At 66.9% G+C, this 17,256-nt stretch carries 12 protein-coding genes and 1 pseudogene; 9 read left to right on the top strand and 4 right to left on the bottom strand.

Annotation, left to right across the window (positions count from 1 at the left end; genetic code table 11):
- Window positions 1-3: 3 nt before the first annotated feature.
- Window positions 4-786, top strand: a complete 783-nt coding sequence (locus tag OG948_RS00840; RefSeq protein ID WP_406292927.1) for a condensation domain-containing protein — start codon at window positions 4-6, stop codon at window positions 784-786.
- Here the strand turns inward: OG948_RS00840 and OG948_RS00835 are convergent.
- The 4 genes and pseudogenes from OG948_RS00835 to OG948_RS00820 all read right to left on the bottom strand — a co-directional run bounded on the left by OG948_RS00835 (window position 761) and on the right by OG948_RS00820 (window position 5,686).
- Window positions 761-2,698, bottom strand: a complete 1,938-nt coding sequence (locus OG948_RS00835) for a RiPP maturation radical SAM C-methyltransferase (protein WP_406292925.1) — start codon at window positions 2,696-2,698, stop codon at window positions 761-763. The two genes, OG948_RS00840 and OG948_RS00835, sit on opposite strands and share 26 nt — an antisense overlap.
- Before the next feature lie 35 nt (window positions 2,699-2,733).
- Window positions 2,734-2,892: pseudogene (locus OG948_RS00830) on the bottom strand (acyl carrier protein); the annotation flags it as partial.
- A gap of 298 nt (window positions 2,893-3,190) precedes the next feature.
- The gene (locus OG948_RS00825; RefSeq protein WP_406292924.1) at window positions 3,191-4,465 is read right to left on the bottom strand and encodes a condensation domain-containing protein; all 1,275 of its coding nucleotides are present in this window, start codon (window positions 4,463-4,465) and stop codon (window positions 3,191-3,193) included.
- A gap of 27 nt (window positions 4,466-4,492) precedes the next feature.
- Window positions 4,493-5,686, bottom strand: a complete 1,194-nt coding sequence (locus tag OG948_RS00820) for a hypothetical protein (protein WP_406292922.1) — start codon at window positions 5,684-5,686, stop codon at window positions 4,493-4,495.
- A 321-nt stretch (window positions 5,687-6,007) separates the two neighbouring features.
- Between OG948_RS00820 and OG948_RS00815 the strand changes: the two genes are divergently transcribed.
- The 8 genes from OG948_RS00815 (at window position 6,008) to OG948_RS00780 (ending at window position 17,132) form a co-directional block, all read left to right on the top strand.
- Window positions 6,008-9,022, top strand: coding sequence for an AMP-binding protein (locus OG948_RS00815; protein ID WP_406292920.1), 3,015 nt, complete (start codon window positions 6,008-6,010; stop codon window positions 9,020-9,022).
- The gene (locus tag OG948_RS00810) at window positions 9,019-9,324 is read left to right on the top strand and encodes a phosphopantetheine-binding protein (RefSeq protein ID WP_406292919.1); all 306 of its coding nucleotides are present in this window, start codon (window positions 9,019-9,021) and stop codon (window positions 9,322-9,324) included. Before OG948_RS00815 ends, OG948_RS00810 begins: the two co-directional genes overlap by 4 nt.
- 17 nt (window positions 9,325-9,341) lie before the next feature.
- The gene (locus OG948_RS00805) at window positions 9,342-10,055 is read left to right on the top strand and encodes a thioesterase II family protein (protein WP_406292917.1); all 714 of its coding nucleotides are present in this window, start codon (window positions 9,342-9,344) and stop codon (window positions 10,053-10,055) included.
- A gap of 303 nt (window positions 10,056-10,358) precedes the next feature.
- Complete coding sequence (locus tag OG948_RS00800) at window positions 10,359-10,679, top strand: hypothetical protein (RefSeq protein ID WP_406292916.1); 321 nt, start codon at window positions 10,359-10,361, stop codon at window positions 10,677-10,679.
- 120 nt (window positions 10,680-10,799) lie between these two features.
- Window positions 10,800-12,590 (top strand): 2-isopropylmalate synthase, encoded by a 1,791-nt coding sequence (locus OG948_RS00795; RefSeq protein ID WP_406300158.1) that lies wholly within the window; start codon window positions 10,800-10,802, stop codon window positions 12,588-12,590.
- A 348-nt stretch (window positions 12,591-12,938) separates the two neighbouring features.
- Window positions 12,939-13,271 (top strand): hypothetical protein, encoded by a 333-nt coding sequence (locus OG948_RS00790; protein WP_406292915.1) that lies wholly within the window; start codon window positions 12,939-12,941, stop codon window positions 13,269-13,271.
- 56 nt (window positions 13,272-13,327) lie between these two features.
- Window positions 13,328-14,887, top strand: coding sequence for an amino acid adenylation domain-containing protein (locus OG948_RS00785; protein WP_406292914.1), 1,560 nt, complete (start codon window positions 13,328-13,330; stop codon window positions 14,885-14,887).
- A 562-nt stretch (window positions 14,888-15,449) separates the two neighbouring features.
- The gene (locus OG948_RS00780) at window positions 15,450-17,132 is read left to right on the top strand and encodes an ISAzo13 family transposase (protein ID WP_406292912.1); all 1,683 of its coding nucleotides are present in this window, start codon (window positions 15,450-15,452) and stop codon (window positions 17,130-17,132) included.
- The last annotated feature ends 124 nt before the right edge of the window (window positions 17,133-17,256 follow it).

The following is a 17,256-nucleotide window of genomic DNA, read 5'->3' as shown; positions in this document are numbered from 1 at the left end:
GCCATGCTGGGTCAGGGCCATCGTGCACCTCCCGGGCTGAACACGCCGTTTACCAGGGAGAATTGCACGGTGGCCCGCCTCACGAGCAGGGAGCGGAGCCTACGGGCGCATGCGCCCCCGGGCGTACGCCCTGACCAAGATCGGCTGCACCAACCAGCGGGACACCATCTCACAGACCCCGTCACCGTGACCCTCTCCGCCGAGGCGATGCAAGGGCTGGCGAGCGCGGCCCGTCGCCGTGGTGCCACCATCTCGCACGCTCTGGTCGCGGCGCTGGCCGAGGCGGTGAGCTCGGTCACCGGCGCCACCGACATGGTGATCGGCGTCCTGGTGGCCAATCGCGGTCATCCGACCCTGGCCGACGCAGTCACCTGTTCGTTGGACGCCGTGAGCCTGCGGCTACGTGGTTGCGGACAAGGGCTCGACGCGACGGTCACGGAGTGCCGCACGGAGATGACGGACGCCCTGAGCAACCAGGATCTGCCGCTGCCCGAGGTGACTCGCCTGCTTGGTGCGGGGGACGGTCGTGGCCGTCCCCCGCACGATCTGCTCTTCGTCCTGCAGAACAGGCCAGCGCCCGTGCTGAGCACAGGAGGTCTGCCAGTGCAGGTGTTCCAACCCACCAGCCGGGAGATGGTGGCGGAGGCACGGCTCGAATCTGACGGCGGTGCGACGATGGCGCTCCTGCACGCGAACCGGCCCGGTTTCCAGGAGATGGCCGAATGGATCGCGGAGGCGCTCGCCGGGGTCGTCCGCGCGGCTACGGCTGGTTCGGCCGTTGAATAACCGTCAATGGCAACTGCCGAAGCTCGGCCGCCGGTTCCGGACCGGACTCCTCGCCCGGCTCGAACTCACCTAGGACGAGCCCGAACATCCGGTCGCCCTCAGTGAACAGCATCCCCTGCTCGCGCAGCCAGGCCAGCCGACGGTCGAGATCGTCCGGCCCGCCGGACCATCCCTTGAGCAGTTGGTCCCGGCGGACCGGCGACGTCAACCGACGCAACAGGTCGCGCGTCGCGGCGTCGACCCGGTGCGTGAACAGCGTGTCGAACCGGGAGTCGCGGACCGTCCAGCCATCCGGCCCGTCCTCGACCAGCCGCAGTTCACGGGCGGCCGTCCGACCGCCGTGCTCCTGCCATGCCTCCCGCCATTGCGCCACCAGGTCCCGCAGGGCGTCGTGGTGCTCTGCCGAGTGGATCTGGTATGGGGCCAAGCTGTGGTCGGCGAAGAAGTAGGCCAGGTCCGCGAGGTCTTCGCCATTAAACGGGTAGATGAGCCCGTAGTAATCCATCGGATACAGGTCCAGGCCGTATTCCTCACGGCGGTTGAAATAGGGGCTGAACCGGTCGAAGCGCACCATGTACACGCCGTGCGGTGGTGGCAGGTGGCTGAGTAGCGGCAGGTCCTGCAGGTACTTCTTATACACCGAAGCAGGCTCGCCCGGGAAACCGATCAGCAGGTTCCAATCCGGCTCGATGCCGTACTCCACGCAATTCTTGAGGAATTGCAGGTTCTGGAAGACGGTGGTGCCCTTGCCCATCAGCTTCAGCGTCGAGGTGGCCAGGGCTTCGATGCCCGGCTGGACAATGTCGACGCCGGCCGTGGCCATGGTCGCCATGTCGCTACGACTCAGCGGCAGCTTGACCTCATAGTAGATGGAAACGTCAGGAGGCGTGTTGAGCCGGGAAAGGACTTCCCGGGGGTAACTGCGCGGCAGGATGTTGTCCGTGCAGTAGAATGAGGAGCACTGGGACGCGAAGCCGAACAGCCAGTTAAACTGTTCCACGGCCTTCTCCGGATCCATGGAGCGGTAGTTCATACTCTGCCCGTTGAGTCCGCAGAACGTGCAGTGCGAACGCTCTCCCCACCAGCAACCGCGGGATGTCTCGAAGAAAAGGATCGGTCCGGCCGGGTTCGTCTCCGTGAGCCTCGGGTGCTCCGCCAGCGCGGCGAAGAAACTGTCGTAGTCCGGCAACAGAACGTCATCGATGTCGTGATCGGCGCCGATGGACTTACGGAAGCGCGGATCCCTGCAATTACGCTGGGACAGGATTCCCGGAATCTCATCGGCTTCGGCCAGCCGGTCGTCCACCCGGTATTTCATGAAGGCCACGAGCGTGTCGAGCGACGGACCGGAGAAGATGTAGTCGAGCGCAGGCACCCTCTCCGCGAGGACCGCGCCCATCGGCACCTCACAGTTCGCACCACCCATGATGGTGACGATGTCGGGATTGCGTTCCTTGATCAGCTGCGCCATCGCGATGTTCGCCCCGTTCTGAGCGAACATCGAGGTGAACCCCACCACGTCGGCTTCGGCTAGCCGGTGACGGTCGATCAGGTCGAGACACATTTCGCGCAGTCCCGCCCGCCGTTCGCGAATGAGATCGCGGAACTCGACCCACTCGTCGCCCCGATAGAACCGGCGGAAGTACTTGTCCGAATTGTCGGCGGTATCCGGGAAGGCGATCTCCCTGAACAGCCAGTCACCAACGCCAGTGTGCAAGTGCTGCAGCTTCTCCGTGATCGATTCATAGGCCGATCTACCAAGATATTCTGCGAAGTCCAGGTTCAAGTTGTTCACATCAACCGAGACATCGGAACCCAGTTCACGTCGTATGACGGTCGCGAGCTGGCCCAGTGCGAAAGAAGGGCGGTTCCAGGCGGCGAAGGGCATGTTCACCAGCGCTAAGCGCAGCATCGAAGCTCCTTATGGTCCAGCTGCAGATGGGGGCCTCAGTCGGCGCTGCCGCCGACAGGATCGGGCCAGTTCTTCGCCACGATCTCCGTGAGATCTGCGTAGGTGGAGTTGTCGAATACGACACAGAAGGGCAATGCCACCCCCGTACGGTCGCGAATGGCGGCAACCAGCCGCACGGCCCTCAGGGAGTCTCCACCCGCCGAAAGAAGTCATCCTCGCGATGCTCCGGGGCGGATCCAAGCAGATCGCTCCAGGCGTGCGCCACGATATCGGCCGCTTTTTCGGATGATGACACCATGGACTGAACCACACTTTCCTGCGATGACACGCGGTAGGGGGCGGACGTACATTCTTCGACTTCTCGTCTCCTAGAACGGCGGTGCCGTCAAACGCCGTTCGCAGCAGGTGGCCGTCCTTCAGACACCAGAGCCAGCACCTGTGTCCGGGCATCCCTGCTCCGGGGCAGTTCATGCTGGTCTGGCTCCTCGATCGTTATCGGTTCGTCGAGAGCACGAAGTTCTCAGCGGTCTGAAGCATCGTTTGGACCAGCTCGCCCGGAAAATAGCTCTGGTTGTAGCAGGCGATGATCTGTGGGGTTGGCCCATCGAGTTGCCATTCGATCTGGATGGTCTTAGGCCAAGTCATCTGGCCTGGCACATACATGAAAACGGTCTCCGCCTTGATTCCGGTCAGCAGCGACTCCCCGAAAGAAGTCGTTCGCTGGTTGCCGAAGCTCACCTGCACCCCGGCTTCCCGGTTGATGTGCGCCAGGTTCTCGTTCCAGAGCTGTCCGACGGACCAGAGCGGAAGGCTATGCTCGAACACATCGAGCATATGACCGAATACTTCGCGAACCGTCTCCTCCGGATGACGCGACCGTGTGGTCAGGTGCAGGGGGAGCTTCTGGACGAACAGGCCGGCGATGTCGGACGTGCCGGGCAGCACACGCCCGTGATAATTGGTGCTGACCCCCACGGTCGAGGCGCCGGTCGCCTCCTGCATACTCGCCAGCACCGCGGCGGCCACGGTCGCGAACAGGGTCGCCCGGCCCCGTCTGGCGAGGTCGAGGACTCTCACCTTCGCGTCTGCCGGCAATTCGTGCTGCACCAAGGTGCTCCTGGGTTCGCCTTTCAGTTCGTAGTCGATCGGAAAGGACGGAGGAAACATTCCGAACCGCTCGGTCTGGGCGTGCCAGAAGGCCCGACGTTTCTCACCCCAGGCGCCGGACAGTTCGCGGCGCTCGAGCACCGCGAAGTCGTGATACGCGTTCTGCTCGGCCTTCCGGTCAAGGCTCGACCCTTGGGCGGCGCGCTCGTAGAGCTCGGCGAAATCCCTCATCATCCGGTCCCACGTCATGAAATCGACGATGATGTGGTCCAGTACTATCGCGAAGAGGTGCCGGTGTTCATCGCGCTCGACGATCGCGATCCGCGACAACCCGAGGCCCGTGAGGTCGAAGGGGGGCTCGACGAACCGGCGTATCGTGTTGAGCGCCTCCGTGTCCGAGTCGGCGGTGTAGAACTCCGATTCACCCAACATGTCGTCGTATGTGCAGGCTTCGTCCGACGAGAGGTAGGCCCGGCGTAGAATGTCGTTACGCAGGCAGACTCCCCGCCACGCCTCACGAACGGCGGCGATGTCCAGCTTGCCAGTGAGCCACACCACGCTATAGGAAATGTTGTGCCACCCCGCGAACTCGCCTGTCAATCGAGCCATCTCGGCGAGCGATGTCGGACCCCGCGTGATCTCAGCCCGGCCCACGGTCATTTTCTTCGCCCTCCATGAATCAGGTTGTCAGGATCGCCGTTCGGGAGAACTCGACAACACTTCGCTCAGCCGGCGGTGCCAACGGGCACCCAGGTCCTGGACCTCATAGCGGGCCTCCTTGTTCACCATCAGTTCGAGGCCGATCTCGTGCTTTCGGACCGTCGCGGCGGCGGTGAACGCCTGCATCGGCTGGTTGCGGCCGTCCCGTGGCGAGATCTCGATCGCCTCGATCCCGGCGACGTTCACGCTGCCCTCGGTCGCGGCTGCGTAGACGAGCATCCCCAAGACCGAGCCGGAAAAGGCGGATCCGAGGTCGGCAACCGAGACGAAGGGCATATCCGCGTGATCGATCTCCAGATACCAGTCGCCGAGGAAGTCAGCCATCGCCCCGCGCGGTCCGGTCCGGTCGAGTGAGATGACCGTGTTCAGGAAACACCCGGTGACGTCGGAAAATGCCGCGCTCCGGTGTCCCCAGGCGTAGGCGATGACGGTGGCCTCGGCCCCCGTGACATCGCGCAGGGCGCGGTGGATCGAGAAGAGGACATACGGGAAGTAGGAGCCACGGAAGGCGCTCGGGCGGGCGACGCCCGGGAGGCCGACGACGGAGACGAGATCCGGGGTCGTCGGGGCAGTCCCCGGCGGAAGCTCGTCGTGGAAGTTCTTCAAACGGTCTGTCCAGAAGGCAATTCCGCGCCCGTCGCCGGTCGCGGCCTTCTCGAACTCGGCCCGGTCCCGGACAGCGGCTTCGAAGCGCTCCCCGAGCCCGTCCGCGGCCGGCTCCGGGGCAGCCAACTGCTGGACCATCGTGGCCTGCGACTCACCGTCGACCAGAGCGTGGTCGAAAACCATCAGCAGATAGTCGGCCTCGTGGGTGCGAACGAGACGTGCCGCCAGCGCGGCGCCGTCCAGGGCGTTCTCTAATTCATCGATGACCGTTAGGCGAAGCCGGGTGACGGCCGCTTCGTCCTCCGCCCGCACTTCAGCGAAGTCGTAGGCGGCCGAACATCGTTCCTGGTACGCCTCGCCTCGCGAAATCCCCAGGCGATAGGACAGGGTGGGATTTCGGAGCATGATCGAGCGCAGGATCAGATTCAGATCGTCCGCCGACAATACGGCGGGCGGCAGACGAAAGAGCCGGTCCGTGGCGACTCGCCGACCGGTGCGTTCCGCCATGAGCAGGAAGCCCAGTTGTGTGCTGAGTAACGGTATCCTGCCCGCCATATCCACCCTTTCTGCCGCGACCGGACCCGCATCAAGTAGTCCGGTTCACCATAGTGAAGTAGGGGGAACCGCAGTCCTTACAGATCGCAGGAGCGGAGCCGACCGGCTATCTGCTATCTATCAGGAACGATGCGAGGAGCGGCCAACTTAGACTCGGGAGGTCGGTCAAGCACTGAGTGGTGCTCGTCCCACTGTATTGCCACGCGGATCGACGCAATACGCCATGAGCTGCCCGACGCGCCTCGGCTGATATCGGACGACGAATGACGACGAAAAGCGAGCGAACGAAAACTGTTCCGACTTTGACGAAGGAAGCCGACCGTGTCCATCCATATGGTTCTGCATGACCTCGCTCAGGCGGATCCTACGCATCCCGCGCTGATCCACGGCGATGAGATCATCAGTCGGGGGCAGCTCGATGCCTGGTCCGACGCGGTCGCCCGGTGGCTGGCCGCGGAGGGGGTTCGAGCCGGCAGCATCGTCCCCCTTCAGTTGGAGACGTCACCGGCACTGATCGCCGCGGCCATCGGTGTGCTGAAGCTCGGCGCCGCGTACGCGGTCATGGACCTGGAGTGGAACGCGCGGCGCCTTCGACGGATCGACGAGATTCTCGGCGGCGCCCTCGCGGTCGCCGCCCCGGGCCGGTCCTGTGGCTGTTTCCGGCGGGAGATCGAGCTGCCCGGCTTGGACCCATTCGTCGGCCACACCGGGGAACCGGTCCGCGCCGCCGGCTCCGACGCCGCGACGCTCTTCTTCACGTCGGGCAGCACCGGCGAGCCGAAAGCCGTGCTCTCGACGCACGACGCGACCCTGCGACTGTTTACCGGGGAGGGCATCCCGTTCATGGACGACGCGACGGTGATGCCACACCTGGGCTCCTCGGCCTGGGACACGTTTCCGCTCGAGGTATGGGGCCCGCTCCTGCGTGGCGGCGTATGCGTGCTCCGGCAGCAGCGGGCGATCGCGCCCGACGAGCTACGTCGTGAGATCTCGGACCACGGCATGAACACCGCCTTCTTCACCGCCTCGCTGTTCAACGTTCTGGTCGACGCGGACGTGTCCGCCTTCGAAGGCATGCGCCTCGTCATCTCCGGCGGCGAAGTGCTTTCTCCCCGGCACGTCGCGCGCTTCCTGGCCGCCCATCCGGACATCGCCTTCTTCAACGGCTACGGCCCAGCCGAGTCGACGGTCTTCGCCCTGATGCACCGCGTGGCACCCGGCGATACCCGCGACGCCATCCCGCTGGGCCGACCGATACCCCGCACCGGCGTGCACGTGCTGGACGGCGAGCGGGAGTGTGACCCCGACGAGATCGGGGAGCTGTGTATCTCCGGCGACGGGGTGTCTCCCGGATACCTCGGCGACGAGGCGTTGACCGCGGCCAAGTTCACTTCGGTGTTGGTAGGTGGCCGCCGTCTGCGGGTGTACCGCACCGGGGACTACGGCAGTAGGAACACCAGCGGCGTGTTCACGTTCACGGGGCGTCGCGACCGCGAGCTGAAGATCCGTGGACACCGGATCGACGCGGGCCAGATCGAGCGGACGGCGTGCACTTTCGAAGGCGTCGCGCAGTGCGCCGCGCTCCCGTTGCTCGGCCTCTCCGGCTGGCCGGAGTCCCTGGCCCTCGCCGTGGTCCCGGCTGGTGATCACTTGGACGAGAAGAGCCTGAGGAGCGCGTTGGTGGCCGACCTGCCGCCGAACTGGGCTCCGAAGGTGATCGTCCGGCTTGATGCGCTGCCGCTGACCAGCAACGGGAAGCTCGACACGGTCGCGCTGCACTCCGCCGTCGTGGAGTTGACCGCAGCCCGGGCGCAGGACGATCCCAGTGATCCGATCGAGGCGGCGTTCAGTCGGATCCTCGGCGGCGAACCGGTGGATCCCGACGCCTCGTTGTTCGACCTGGGCGGCACGTCGCTGAGCGCGATTCGTCTGTGCACGGCCCTGAGCCAGATGACCGGTCTCAGCATTCCCGCATCGGTCGTGCGCGGCCACCCGTCGCCCAACGCGATGCGGGCTTGGATCACCAGGCGGTCCGCGGCAATGAACGCCGTCGGGAGCAGGGCGGACGCGGCCGCGCCGGCCCCGCTGAGCGGGATGCAGTCCGGATTCCTCCTGCAGCACCTCGACGGCGACGACACGCAGAACCACCTCCTTTTCGCCTGGCACATCGCCGGCGCTCTCAACACCGAACCTCTCGTTGAGGCGCTGCACGATGTCCACCGCCGTCATCGGTTCCTCCAGGGCCGTTACGTCTTCGAGGACCGGGCCACCTGGAATCCCACCGACCGCCCGGTCACGGTCGAGCACATCGAGGCCCTGGACGAGGCAACCGCCCAGCGGCAGGTGCAGGCCGCCCTCGACCGGGCCTTTTCCCTGTTCGACGGGGAGGTCTGGCGCGCGGTGCTCTGCCGGCTCGAAGAACCCGGGCGATGGGTCCTCGGCGTGTCCGTTCACCACATCGCGTTCGACGGATGGTCCAAGCGGATCTTCGTGGAGGATCTGGCCGAGGCGTACCGCGCGCGGTGTGAGGGACGTGATGCCCGGTTCGCACGTTCGGTCGCCGCGCCGTCGGAGATCTACGCGGAGATGCAGCGGATCCGGAGCCTGGCGGATCTCCCGGTGCAACGGGAGTACTGGGCGAAGGAACTGGCTGGGCTCCCGGTGGGCCCGGCGCCGTGGGTCACGCCCACGGCGGGCACGGAGGCCGGCGTGGCGACGATCGATGTTCCCCTGATGCCGGAACAGGCGGATTTCTTGGGCCGGCGCTCCATCGGAGGCGGCCTCCTTCCGCCACTCATCGCCGCGCTGGGCGAAACGCTGGTCGACGTCACCGGCGCCGAGGATCTCACCATCGGCATTCCGGTGTCCCAGCGCTCCACCCCGGCTCTGCAGGACACCATCACCTGCCTGATCGACACGATGTGCGTCCGGCTGCGGACCCGCGTCGCTCACGAGAGCACGGTTCTCGCCGCGCTACGCAACAACGACCTGTCCATCGCCGAGGTGGCCCGGTTCGCCGGGTCGGCGGGCCGGCAGCTCTATCAGGTCATCGGCGCGGTGCAGGACTCGCCGAGCGCTGAGCTCCAACTCGACGGCTGCACGGTGCGCCCGATCGAGCTGCCGTGCCCTCGCCTCCACGTTCCGCTGCTGGTCGAACTGCTCGCGGACGATGGCATCGCGTCGACGGTGCGGGTCAGCTACGAGACCGCTTTGGTGACCGAGAGCACGGCCCGAAAGGTCAGCGTGGGTCTGGTCGCCCGGCTCACGGACGACCGCGACAGCGGTCGCGGAGGTGAGCGGCGGCAACTGGTGGAGCGCTTCACCGGGACGACATGAGCCTCGCTGTGAACGGCGAACTGGACAACGACGAACAAGAGGAGCCGCTGACCATGAAGACCGAATACCGGAACGTCTCGGACCGCACCGCCGCGCTCACCGAGATCTGGTGCGAAGTGCTTGAGGAGGAGGACCTCGACGAGACGTCGGATCTCTTCGAGAACGGGGCCACCTCTCTGCACGTCCTCAAGATTGTCGGCCGGGTCTACGACGTCCTCGGTGCGGACATCCGGCCGCGCGAGGTCTTCACGCACGCCTCGCCCCAGAGCCTGTCGGCATACATCGAGAGCTCCCAGGCCTGACGAGAAGGGGGTCGAACATGAAGCCCTACCTGGTCTGTCACCCGTTCGCCGGAGGCGGCGCCAGTTTCTACCGGGCCTGGCGGAAGCAGTATCGCAAGCAGCCAGACAGCCTGGCGATCCTGCCACTCCAGCTCCCCGGCCGAGAGGAACTGTTCCTCGAGGAGCCGTTCCGCGACCTGTCCAAGGCAGCCGACGCACTGGCGCCGCAGGTGACCGAGCGGACCGGTGGGCGTCCGGTGGTGCTCTTCGGGCACTGCCTGGGCGCGATGCTCGCCTACGAGGTCGCTTGCCGCCTGCAGGACGTCCCCACCGTCGACCTGTGCCACTTGATCGTGAGCGGCTCACCGGGACCGTGGAGCGACCGGAGCCAGCTGGCCAGTGGCCTCGCGGACGATGAGTTCGTCGCCAGTGTGCAGGAACTCACTGGCTACCAGCATGAGGCGCTGGCCAATCCCGACCTGCTCGACCTGCTTCTGCCGGCGCTGCGCGCCGATGTCGAGATGCACGCGAACTATCGGCCGGACTCGGTCGAACCTTTGCGCATCCCGATCACCGCGCTGCGGGGGAAGGACGACCACCTGGTCAGTGCGTCCCAGGCCGCCGGGTGGAGGAAGGCCACGGCGGGCGAGTTCCGTCTCCGGGAGTCACCCGGCGGTCACATGTACCTGGTCGAGTCGCCTGAGCAGGTGATGGCCACCGCGACGGCGGCCCTGGCCGAACCGGTCTTCTGACCCGGACCCGGCCCCGCCAGCCACGACGATCGTCGTCCCGCATGTGTCCGCGAGTCCGGCCAGGAAGGCAGTATGTCGAGAGACCAGGTGAAACACCCGCTCGAGTGGGGGCTGGGCGATCCAGCCCGAGCCGGCGAAGTCGGCTCGGTTCCGATCGACCTCTCCCGCCTGACCGCGCCAGATGACGCGTTGCTGGTGGGAGCGGTCAATCTGGTGTTGGCCCGATACGGAGCGGGGGAACCGGTCGATGAATCGGCCACCGTCGGCGAGTTCCTGGCCAGCTGCGAGGTTACCCAACCGCCCGTGGTGATCGACGAGGTCGACGCGGGGGCGCGGCTCGCACCATCACTGCCGGCGGTGGTGCGGTTCAGTCGGGGCGACCTGGATCCGGTGATCGTGGAACAGTTCGCCGCGCACGTCGGCCACGTCGCCAGACAGCTCGCCGAGCGGCCGGATCGTCCCCTCGAATCGGTGAATCCGATGACGAGTCAGGAGATCCGGTCGATCCTCGATCTCGGGGCAAACCCGGCCCCAGGATCGGCCGCGGGCGGCGTGCGCCGGTTCCGCGTCCGGACGAGCCGGCCGCGGACCACTCTGCCGGAAAGCACCATGAAGACGGGGTGAGGCGGGCATTAGGACCGGCCGGGGAGACGCCTCCTCCTAGATTTGCGGACATCACCGGCCGAGACATTCGGACTCGCCCCTGACTGCATCGCTCTGCAGTTTTTTCAAGGGAGGCATGAAATGATCGAGGCTCCAACGTCACCCCTCGCCATGTCGCGGCTCAACACCCCCGTCGGCCCACGTCGTGAAGACCAGAAATGGTGGAATGCGCAGCGCGGGTCGGCCATGAAATTCCAGCGTTACGAGCGGCTGGAGTCACGTCTCCCGCATCAATTGACGGACCGCACCTGGCCCTCGAAGTCACTGGTGAGGGCGCCGCTGTGGGCATCGGTGGACCTGCGTGACGGCAACCAGGCGCTCAGCAGCCCGATGGACATCGAGCGAAAGAGCCGGATGTTCGACCTGTTGGTGCGCATGGGTTTCAAGGAGATCGAGGTCGGATATCCGTCGGCCAGCGACGCGGATTTCTCTTTCCTCCGAACCCTCATCGAGCAGGACCGGATTCCCGATGACGTGACCATATCCGTGTTCACGCCGGCCAAGCCGGAACTGATCGACCGGACCTTCGAGGGTATCGGGGGCGCGGACCGGGCCATGGTGCACCTCTGCAATGCGACCGCCTGTCTGTGGCGTGAGGTCGTCTTCGGAATGAGCCCGGAAGAAGTGCGACAGATGGCACTCCGTTCGGCGGAACACATTGTCCGCCGTGCGGAGACCGTCAAAGGCACGCAGCTGCGTTTCGAGTACTCGCCCGAGACGTTCAACGTGACGGAGCCCGAGTTCGTGCTCCAGGTGTCGGACGCCATCACCTCACTCTGGGACGCGAGCCCGGACCGCCCGGTGACGCTGAATCTGCCGACGACGGTGGAGACCGACTCGCCGAACGTCTTCGCCGACCAGATCGAGTGGATGCACCGCAATCTCGACCGACGCGACGCGGTCATTCTCTCCGTGCACCCGCACAACGACCGGGGCACTGCGGTGGCCTCCGCCGAACTGGCCGTCATGGCAGGCGCCGACCGTATCGAGGGCACGTTGTTCGGCAACGGCGAGCGCACCGGCAACGTCTGCCTGGCCACGCTGGCGCTCAACCTCTTCAGCCAGGGCGTCGACCCGCAACTGGACTTCTCCGACATCGACGAGATCCGACGTACCGTCGAGTTCGCCAACCAGCTGCCGGTGCCGGCGCGTCACCCGTACGTCGGCGAACTCGTGTACACCGCTTTCTCCGGCACGCACCAGGACGCCATAGCCAAGGGCCTGGCCGCGATCGAGCGCCAGGCCGTCGATGCGGGCGCTTCCCCCTCCACGGTGGCGTGGAACGTCCCGTACCTGCCCATCGACCCCAAGGACGTGGGCCGTTCCTACGAGTCGGTCGTCCGTGTCAACAGCCAGTCCGGCAAGGGCGGCGTGGCCCACGTGCTCAAGAGCGCCTACGGGCTGGACCTGCCCCGTGGGATGCGGGTGGAACTGGGCCGGCGGGTGCAGCGGGTGGCCGACGGCGACGGGATCGAGCTCACGTCCCGAGAGCTGCGGGCCATTTTCGCGGAGATCTACCTCGAATTCGAGCGGCCCGCGGTGCAGCTCAAGGAATTCCAGCTGACCCGTGAGCGGGACACCGTCGCCGTCAACGCCCTGATCGTCCACGGCGACGGCCGGGAGAAACGGTTGACCGGCCTCGGCGCCGACCCTGCCGCCGCGTACGCCGACGCCCTCGCCGCCACCGGCCGCACGGTGGAGATCACCGAGGTCACGGGGCACACCGTCGACGACGGCCTCGGTACCCGGTACGCCGCCTACGCGCAGATCGCCGTCGACGGCACGACCTGGTACGGCGCCGGGATCGCCAGCGACGAGGAGAGCGCCCGGTTGGGTGCCGTCACCTCCGCCGTCAACCGCGCCCACGCCTGACCTCTCCCGCCCGCCCCGCACCCCTGTGAGCCGCGAGATGGACTTCACCTTCGTCGACAGCAAGAGGGATCCCGGTCGTGACTGCTTCGTGTACACGGCGCACAGCGACCTCGACATGCTGAGCATCGAGAGCTTGCGTGGGCGAAGGCCCCGGGACCGGTTCGGCCTGAGCAGCGCAGCGCCGGCCCAGGACGCCTTCGCCGCGCACATGCTGGTCATGGTCGAGGGCGAACTGGTCGCTTGCGCGGAACTCGTCGCCTACTCGCCGCTGGGGCTGCCCCTGACCGAGTGGCCCGAGCTCCAGAGCGTCCTGCGGCCAGCCGCCGGCTGGTGCAGTGCCGTCGGCCCGTGGTGCGCCCCGAGTTCGCGGAGGCGCCCCTGGCGGAGCTGCCGTTCGGCGCCCTCGGCGGACTGTTCAAGGGCTCGCTGCAGTGGGCGGTGTCGCACGACGTGAGCGATGTCGTCGTGGAACTCGCCGACCGGCGGGCAACGGACCGGCTGGCGGAGCTCGGCTTCCTGCCGGTCGAAGGCTCGGGCACACCGGATGGGCCGCTCACGTACCGGCTGAACGTCAGTCGGCTCGTCGCCCGCGGCTTCCGAGCTGGCCACCCCTTCTACTGCTACCTGCTCGAGTACGACGAGAGCGTCCTGGTCGGCAACTCCGCCACCGCCGTCGCCTGATCGCTCACGGGTCCCCGCGTCCCGGAAGCCCCCGACACTGGAGAGGAACGTACCTCATGCCCCTCATAGGCAAGCGCCTGGCGTTGCCGGAAAGCCTGCTCGTCCACCGGGTCTTCGAGGCCCACGCCCGGCGGCACCCCGACCGGACCGCCCTGACCTGTGGCGCCGAAGAGGTCGACTTCGCCGAACTCAACGCGCGAGCCAACCGTTTCGCCCACCACCTCATCGCCCTCGGCGCGGGCCGCGGCTCCGTCATCGGCGTATGCCTGGACCGTACGCCCGACCTCCTGGTCGCGATTCTCGGAATCCTCAAATCCGGTGCCGCGTATGTGCCGTTGGACCCGACCTACCCCGCCGAGCGGCTTCGGCTCATGGTCTCGCAGCTAGAGGAGATCAAGCTCAATGTGGCCTCGGCAGAAACCAGCGCCCTGATGGGCGGGGCGCCGGGCGAGCTCCTCCTCCTCGATCGGCTGGCCGGGGAGCTCGCCGCCCAGCCCGCCACTGATCCCGCAGTCGACCTCTCCAATGACGACCTGTGCTACGTCGTGTTCACCTCCGGCTCGACGGGCACGCCCAAGGCCACCGCCGTACGCCACGAGGGCTGGTACAACCTGCTCGAATGGCTGCGCGTCGAGTACGGGCTGGACGCCGCCGCGAGCGGGCTCACGGTCAGCTCCTTCGGGTTCGACATCAGCCAGCGCGGCCTGATGGCGCCGCTGTTCTGCGGCGCCGCCCTCCATCTGCTGCCCAGCCGCTACTTCGACGCGAGCATGGCCTATCGCCTGATCGAGACCCACGGCGTTCGGCAGTTGCACTGCGCACCGAGCACCCTGTATCTGCTGATCGAGCACGAGCGGGCGCTGCGGACCGACGCGCTCACCCGCGTCGGCCACGTCTTCATCGGCGGGGAGCCGCTCAAGGTCGCCCGCGTCGAGGAGTGGGCTTCCCAGGAGGGCAACTCCTGTGTCTTGCTGCACCAGTACGGGGTGGCCGAGTGCACGGACGTGGCGACCTCCCACGTGCTCGCGGACTACGCCCGCTACCGGGCCGCCGCGACGCCGGTGGGGCACCCCGTGTACAACACCGAGATCCGCCTGCTCGACGACGGGCTGAACGAGGTGGCGGACGGCGAGACCGGCGAGATCTGCGTCCTGGGCCTCAGCGTGAGCGCCGGCTACCTCAACGCCTCGCCCGCCGACACCCGGCGGTTCACCGAACTGCTCACCCCTGACGGCCCGGTACGGATCTACCGGACGGGCGACCGCGGCTACGTCACCTCCGACGGGGAACTGGTCGTGGTCGGCAGGACCGACGCCCAGGTCAAGATCCGCGGTATGCGGATGGACCTCGGGGACGTCGAACACGGCGTCCGCTCCCACCCGCTCGTCGACGACGCGGTGGTCCTGGCCCTTCCGGACGCCTCGGGCGAACCGGGCCTGGTGGGTTTTGTGCTGCCCGCCGCTGGTGCGCTCGACACCCGGGCCCTGTACCGCGACCTGCTGAAAACCCTGCCCCGGAACATGGTCCCGCAGGAGTTCACCGTCCTCGACGCCTTCCCGCTGAACCCGAACGGCAAGACCGACCGCCGGGCCTTGGCCGCCCTGCCGCGCGGCTGACCTTGCGCCCCCAGCGGGCGACCCCGGAAACAGCGCTTTCCCGCCCTGCCCATTGGGCCCGTACAGCCCATTGAACAAAGGAACAGCATCCGCATGAGCATCGACCAGCAGCGCTTGTAGATGGCGTGACCGTGGAAGGTGGCGTCGCCGAAGGAGAACAGGCCGCCGTCCTCGGCGGTGAGCCAGTAGCCCTTGCCCGAGGGCGTGCCGGCCATCCCGACTACCGGCTTGTTCAGCGGCTTGCCCCCCATCGACCCGTACGAGGCCGCGTCACCGAACGCAAACACCCCACCATCGGCGGCTGCCTGCCAGTACCCGCCAGAGGCGGCTGCTACTGCGACGACCGGGCTGTTGCTGACGGCGTCGGCCGCAGCCTGGGCTGACGCCGTCGCATCGGTTCCGAACAGGGGCACCAGCACAGCTGCGGCAGCCGCCGCCGTGAGGGCAAGTCGCCGACCACGCGCACCATGACGGGTCGTGTCCCTTGTCGTGCAACGCCGTTGCGTTAGGGCTTGCAGAGGATTATCCCGTAGCTTCCCGTTTTGATGGTCGTTGGTGTGGTATGGAAGCGACGGAAGACATAGCGGCGGCGTTGGCAGCGAAGTTCACGGTGTTGTTCCCGCATCTGGATGAACGCCAGCGCCGTCTGCTGCTGGCGGCCGAGGCCGGAGCGTTTGGTCATGGCGGGATCAGGCTGGTCGCCCGGGCGGCGGGGGTGCGTGAGGGAACGGTGTCGCTGGGCGTCAGCGAACTGGAGTCGGGTGAGGCCCCGTTGGGGCGGGTGCGTCGGGTCGGCGGCGGCCGCAAGCGGGTGGTGGACCTGGACCCGGGACTGCGTCCGGCACTGCTGGCCCTGGTCGAGCCGGACATGCGCGGGGACCCGATGTCGCCGCTGCGGTGGACGACGAAGTCCACCCGCCACCTGGCCGCCGAGCTCACCCGCCAAGGCCACCGGATATCCGCCGACACCGTCGCCGACGTGCTGCGCGAGGAAGGCTTCAGTCTCCAGGGCAACGCCAAGGTCGTCGAAGGACGGCAACACCCGGACCGGGACGGCCAGTTCCGCTATATCAACCAGCAGGCCAAGGCTCACCAGACGGCCGGTGACCCGGTGATCAGCGTCGACACGAAAAAGAAGGAAGTCGTAGGACCCTTGAAGAACGGCGGCCGGGAATGGCGGCCCGCAGGCGACCCCGTGCAGGTCAGCACCCACGACTTCCCGGACAGGGAACTCGGGAAGGCCGTGCCCTACGGCATCTACGACCTGGCCGCGAACACCGGCTGGGTCAGCGTCGGCACCGACCACGACACCGCCGCCTTCGCCGTCGAATCCATCCGCCGCTGGTGGAACGCCCGCGGCACCGGGGACTACCCGCAGGCCAGGCGGCTGCTCATCACCGCCGACGCCGGCGGCTCCAACGGCTACCGCACCCGCGCCTGGAAAGCCGAACTCGCCGCCCTGGCCCTGGAAACAGGCCTGCACATCACTGTCTGTCACTTTCCTCCGGGCACTTCGAAATGGAATCGGATCGAGCACCGGCTGTTCTCCCACATCACCATGAACTGGCGCGGCAGGCCACTGACCAGCCACGAAGTCATCGTCCAGTCCATCGCCGCGACCACCACCCGCACCGGGCTGAAAGTCCATGCCGCACTCGATACCAACACCTACGAGACCGGGGTCCGGATCGGCGACCGGCAGATGGACGCCCTCCCCGTAACACGCCACGATTGGCACGGTGACTGGAACTACACACTCCAGCCCGAGGCATACACCCGGATCAACGATGCACCAGACCCGTTCGACCGGCCCAGTCCCGACCTCGCCTGGCTCTGCCACCCCGCCCTGACCGGACTACCGCCCCAGGAGTGGGACACCCTCGTCACCACGCTGACCGCACTCCACGAGGCCCAGCGTGAAACACACCTGGACAAACGGCGCGGCCACCGTCCTCGCCTGGTCGCCTCCGGTACCGGCCGACGCCCCGTCCTCACCCTCGCCGACCGGCTCCCGGCCGCTCTTCTCCACTATCGGCTCGGACTCCCGCAGGTCGCCATCGCCCGCCTCTTCACGGTCACACCCGAAACCGTCAACCGGCGCATCCGCGACATCCGCCAACTCCTCAACACAGCCGGACACACCATCCGACCCTGCGACAGCCAACTCGCCACTCTCGACAGCCTCTACGACTACGCGAGCACAACAGACGTCCCGCTCCCGCCCGAGATCAAGACAGCGAGTTAATTCTCTGCAAGCCCTAACTTCGCGGCATTGAGCGGTCGCCTATGAAACAAACCCGGCCCGGGGAGCCTTGCGCTCGCGCTTCGGCTCTCCGGCACCAGCGCCGGGGGCGCTTGCTGTATTCCGG

The organism is Embleya sp. NBC_00888, from assembly GCF_045207655.1.
In the GTDB taxonomy this organism is placed as follows: Bacteria; Actinomycetota; Actinomycetes; order Streptomycetales; family Streptomycetaceae; genus Embleya.
This window is presented reverse-complemented; position numbering and strand designations above follow the sequence as displayed.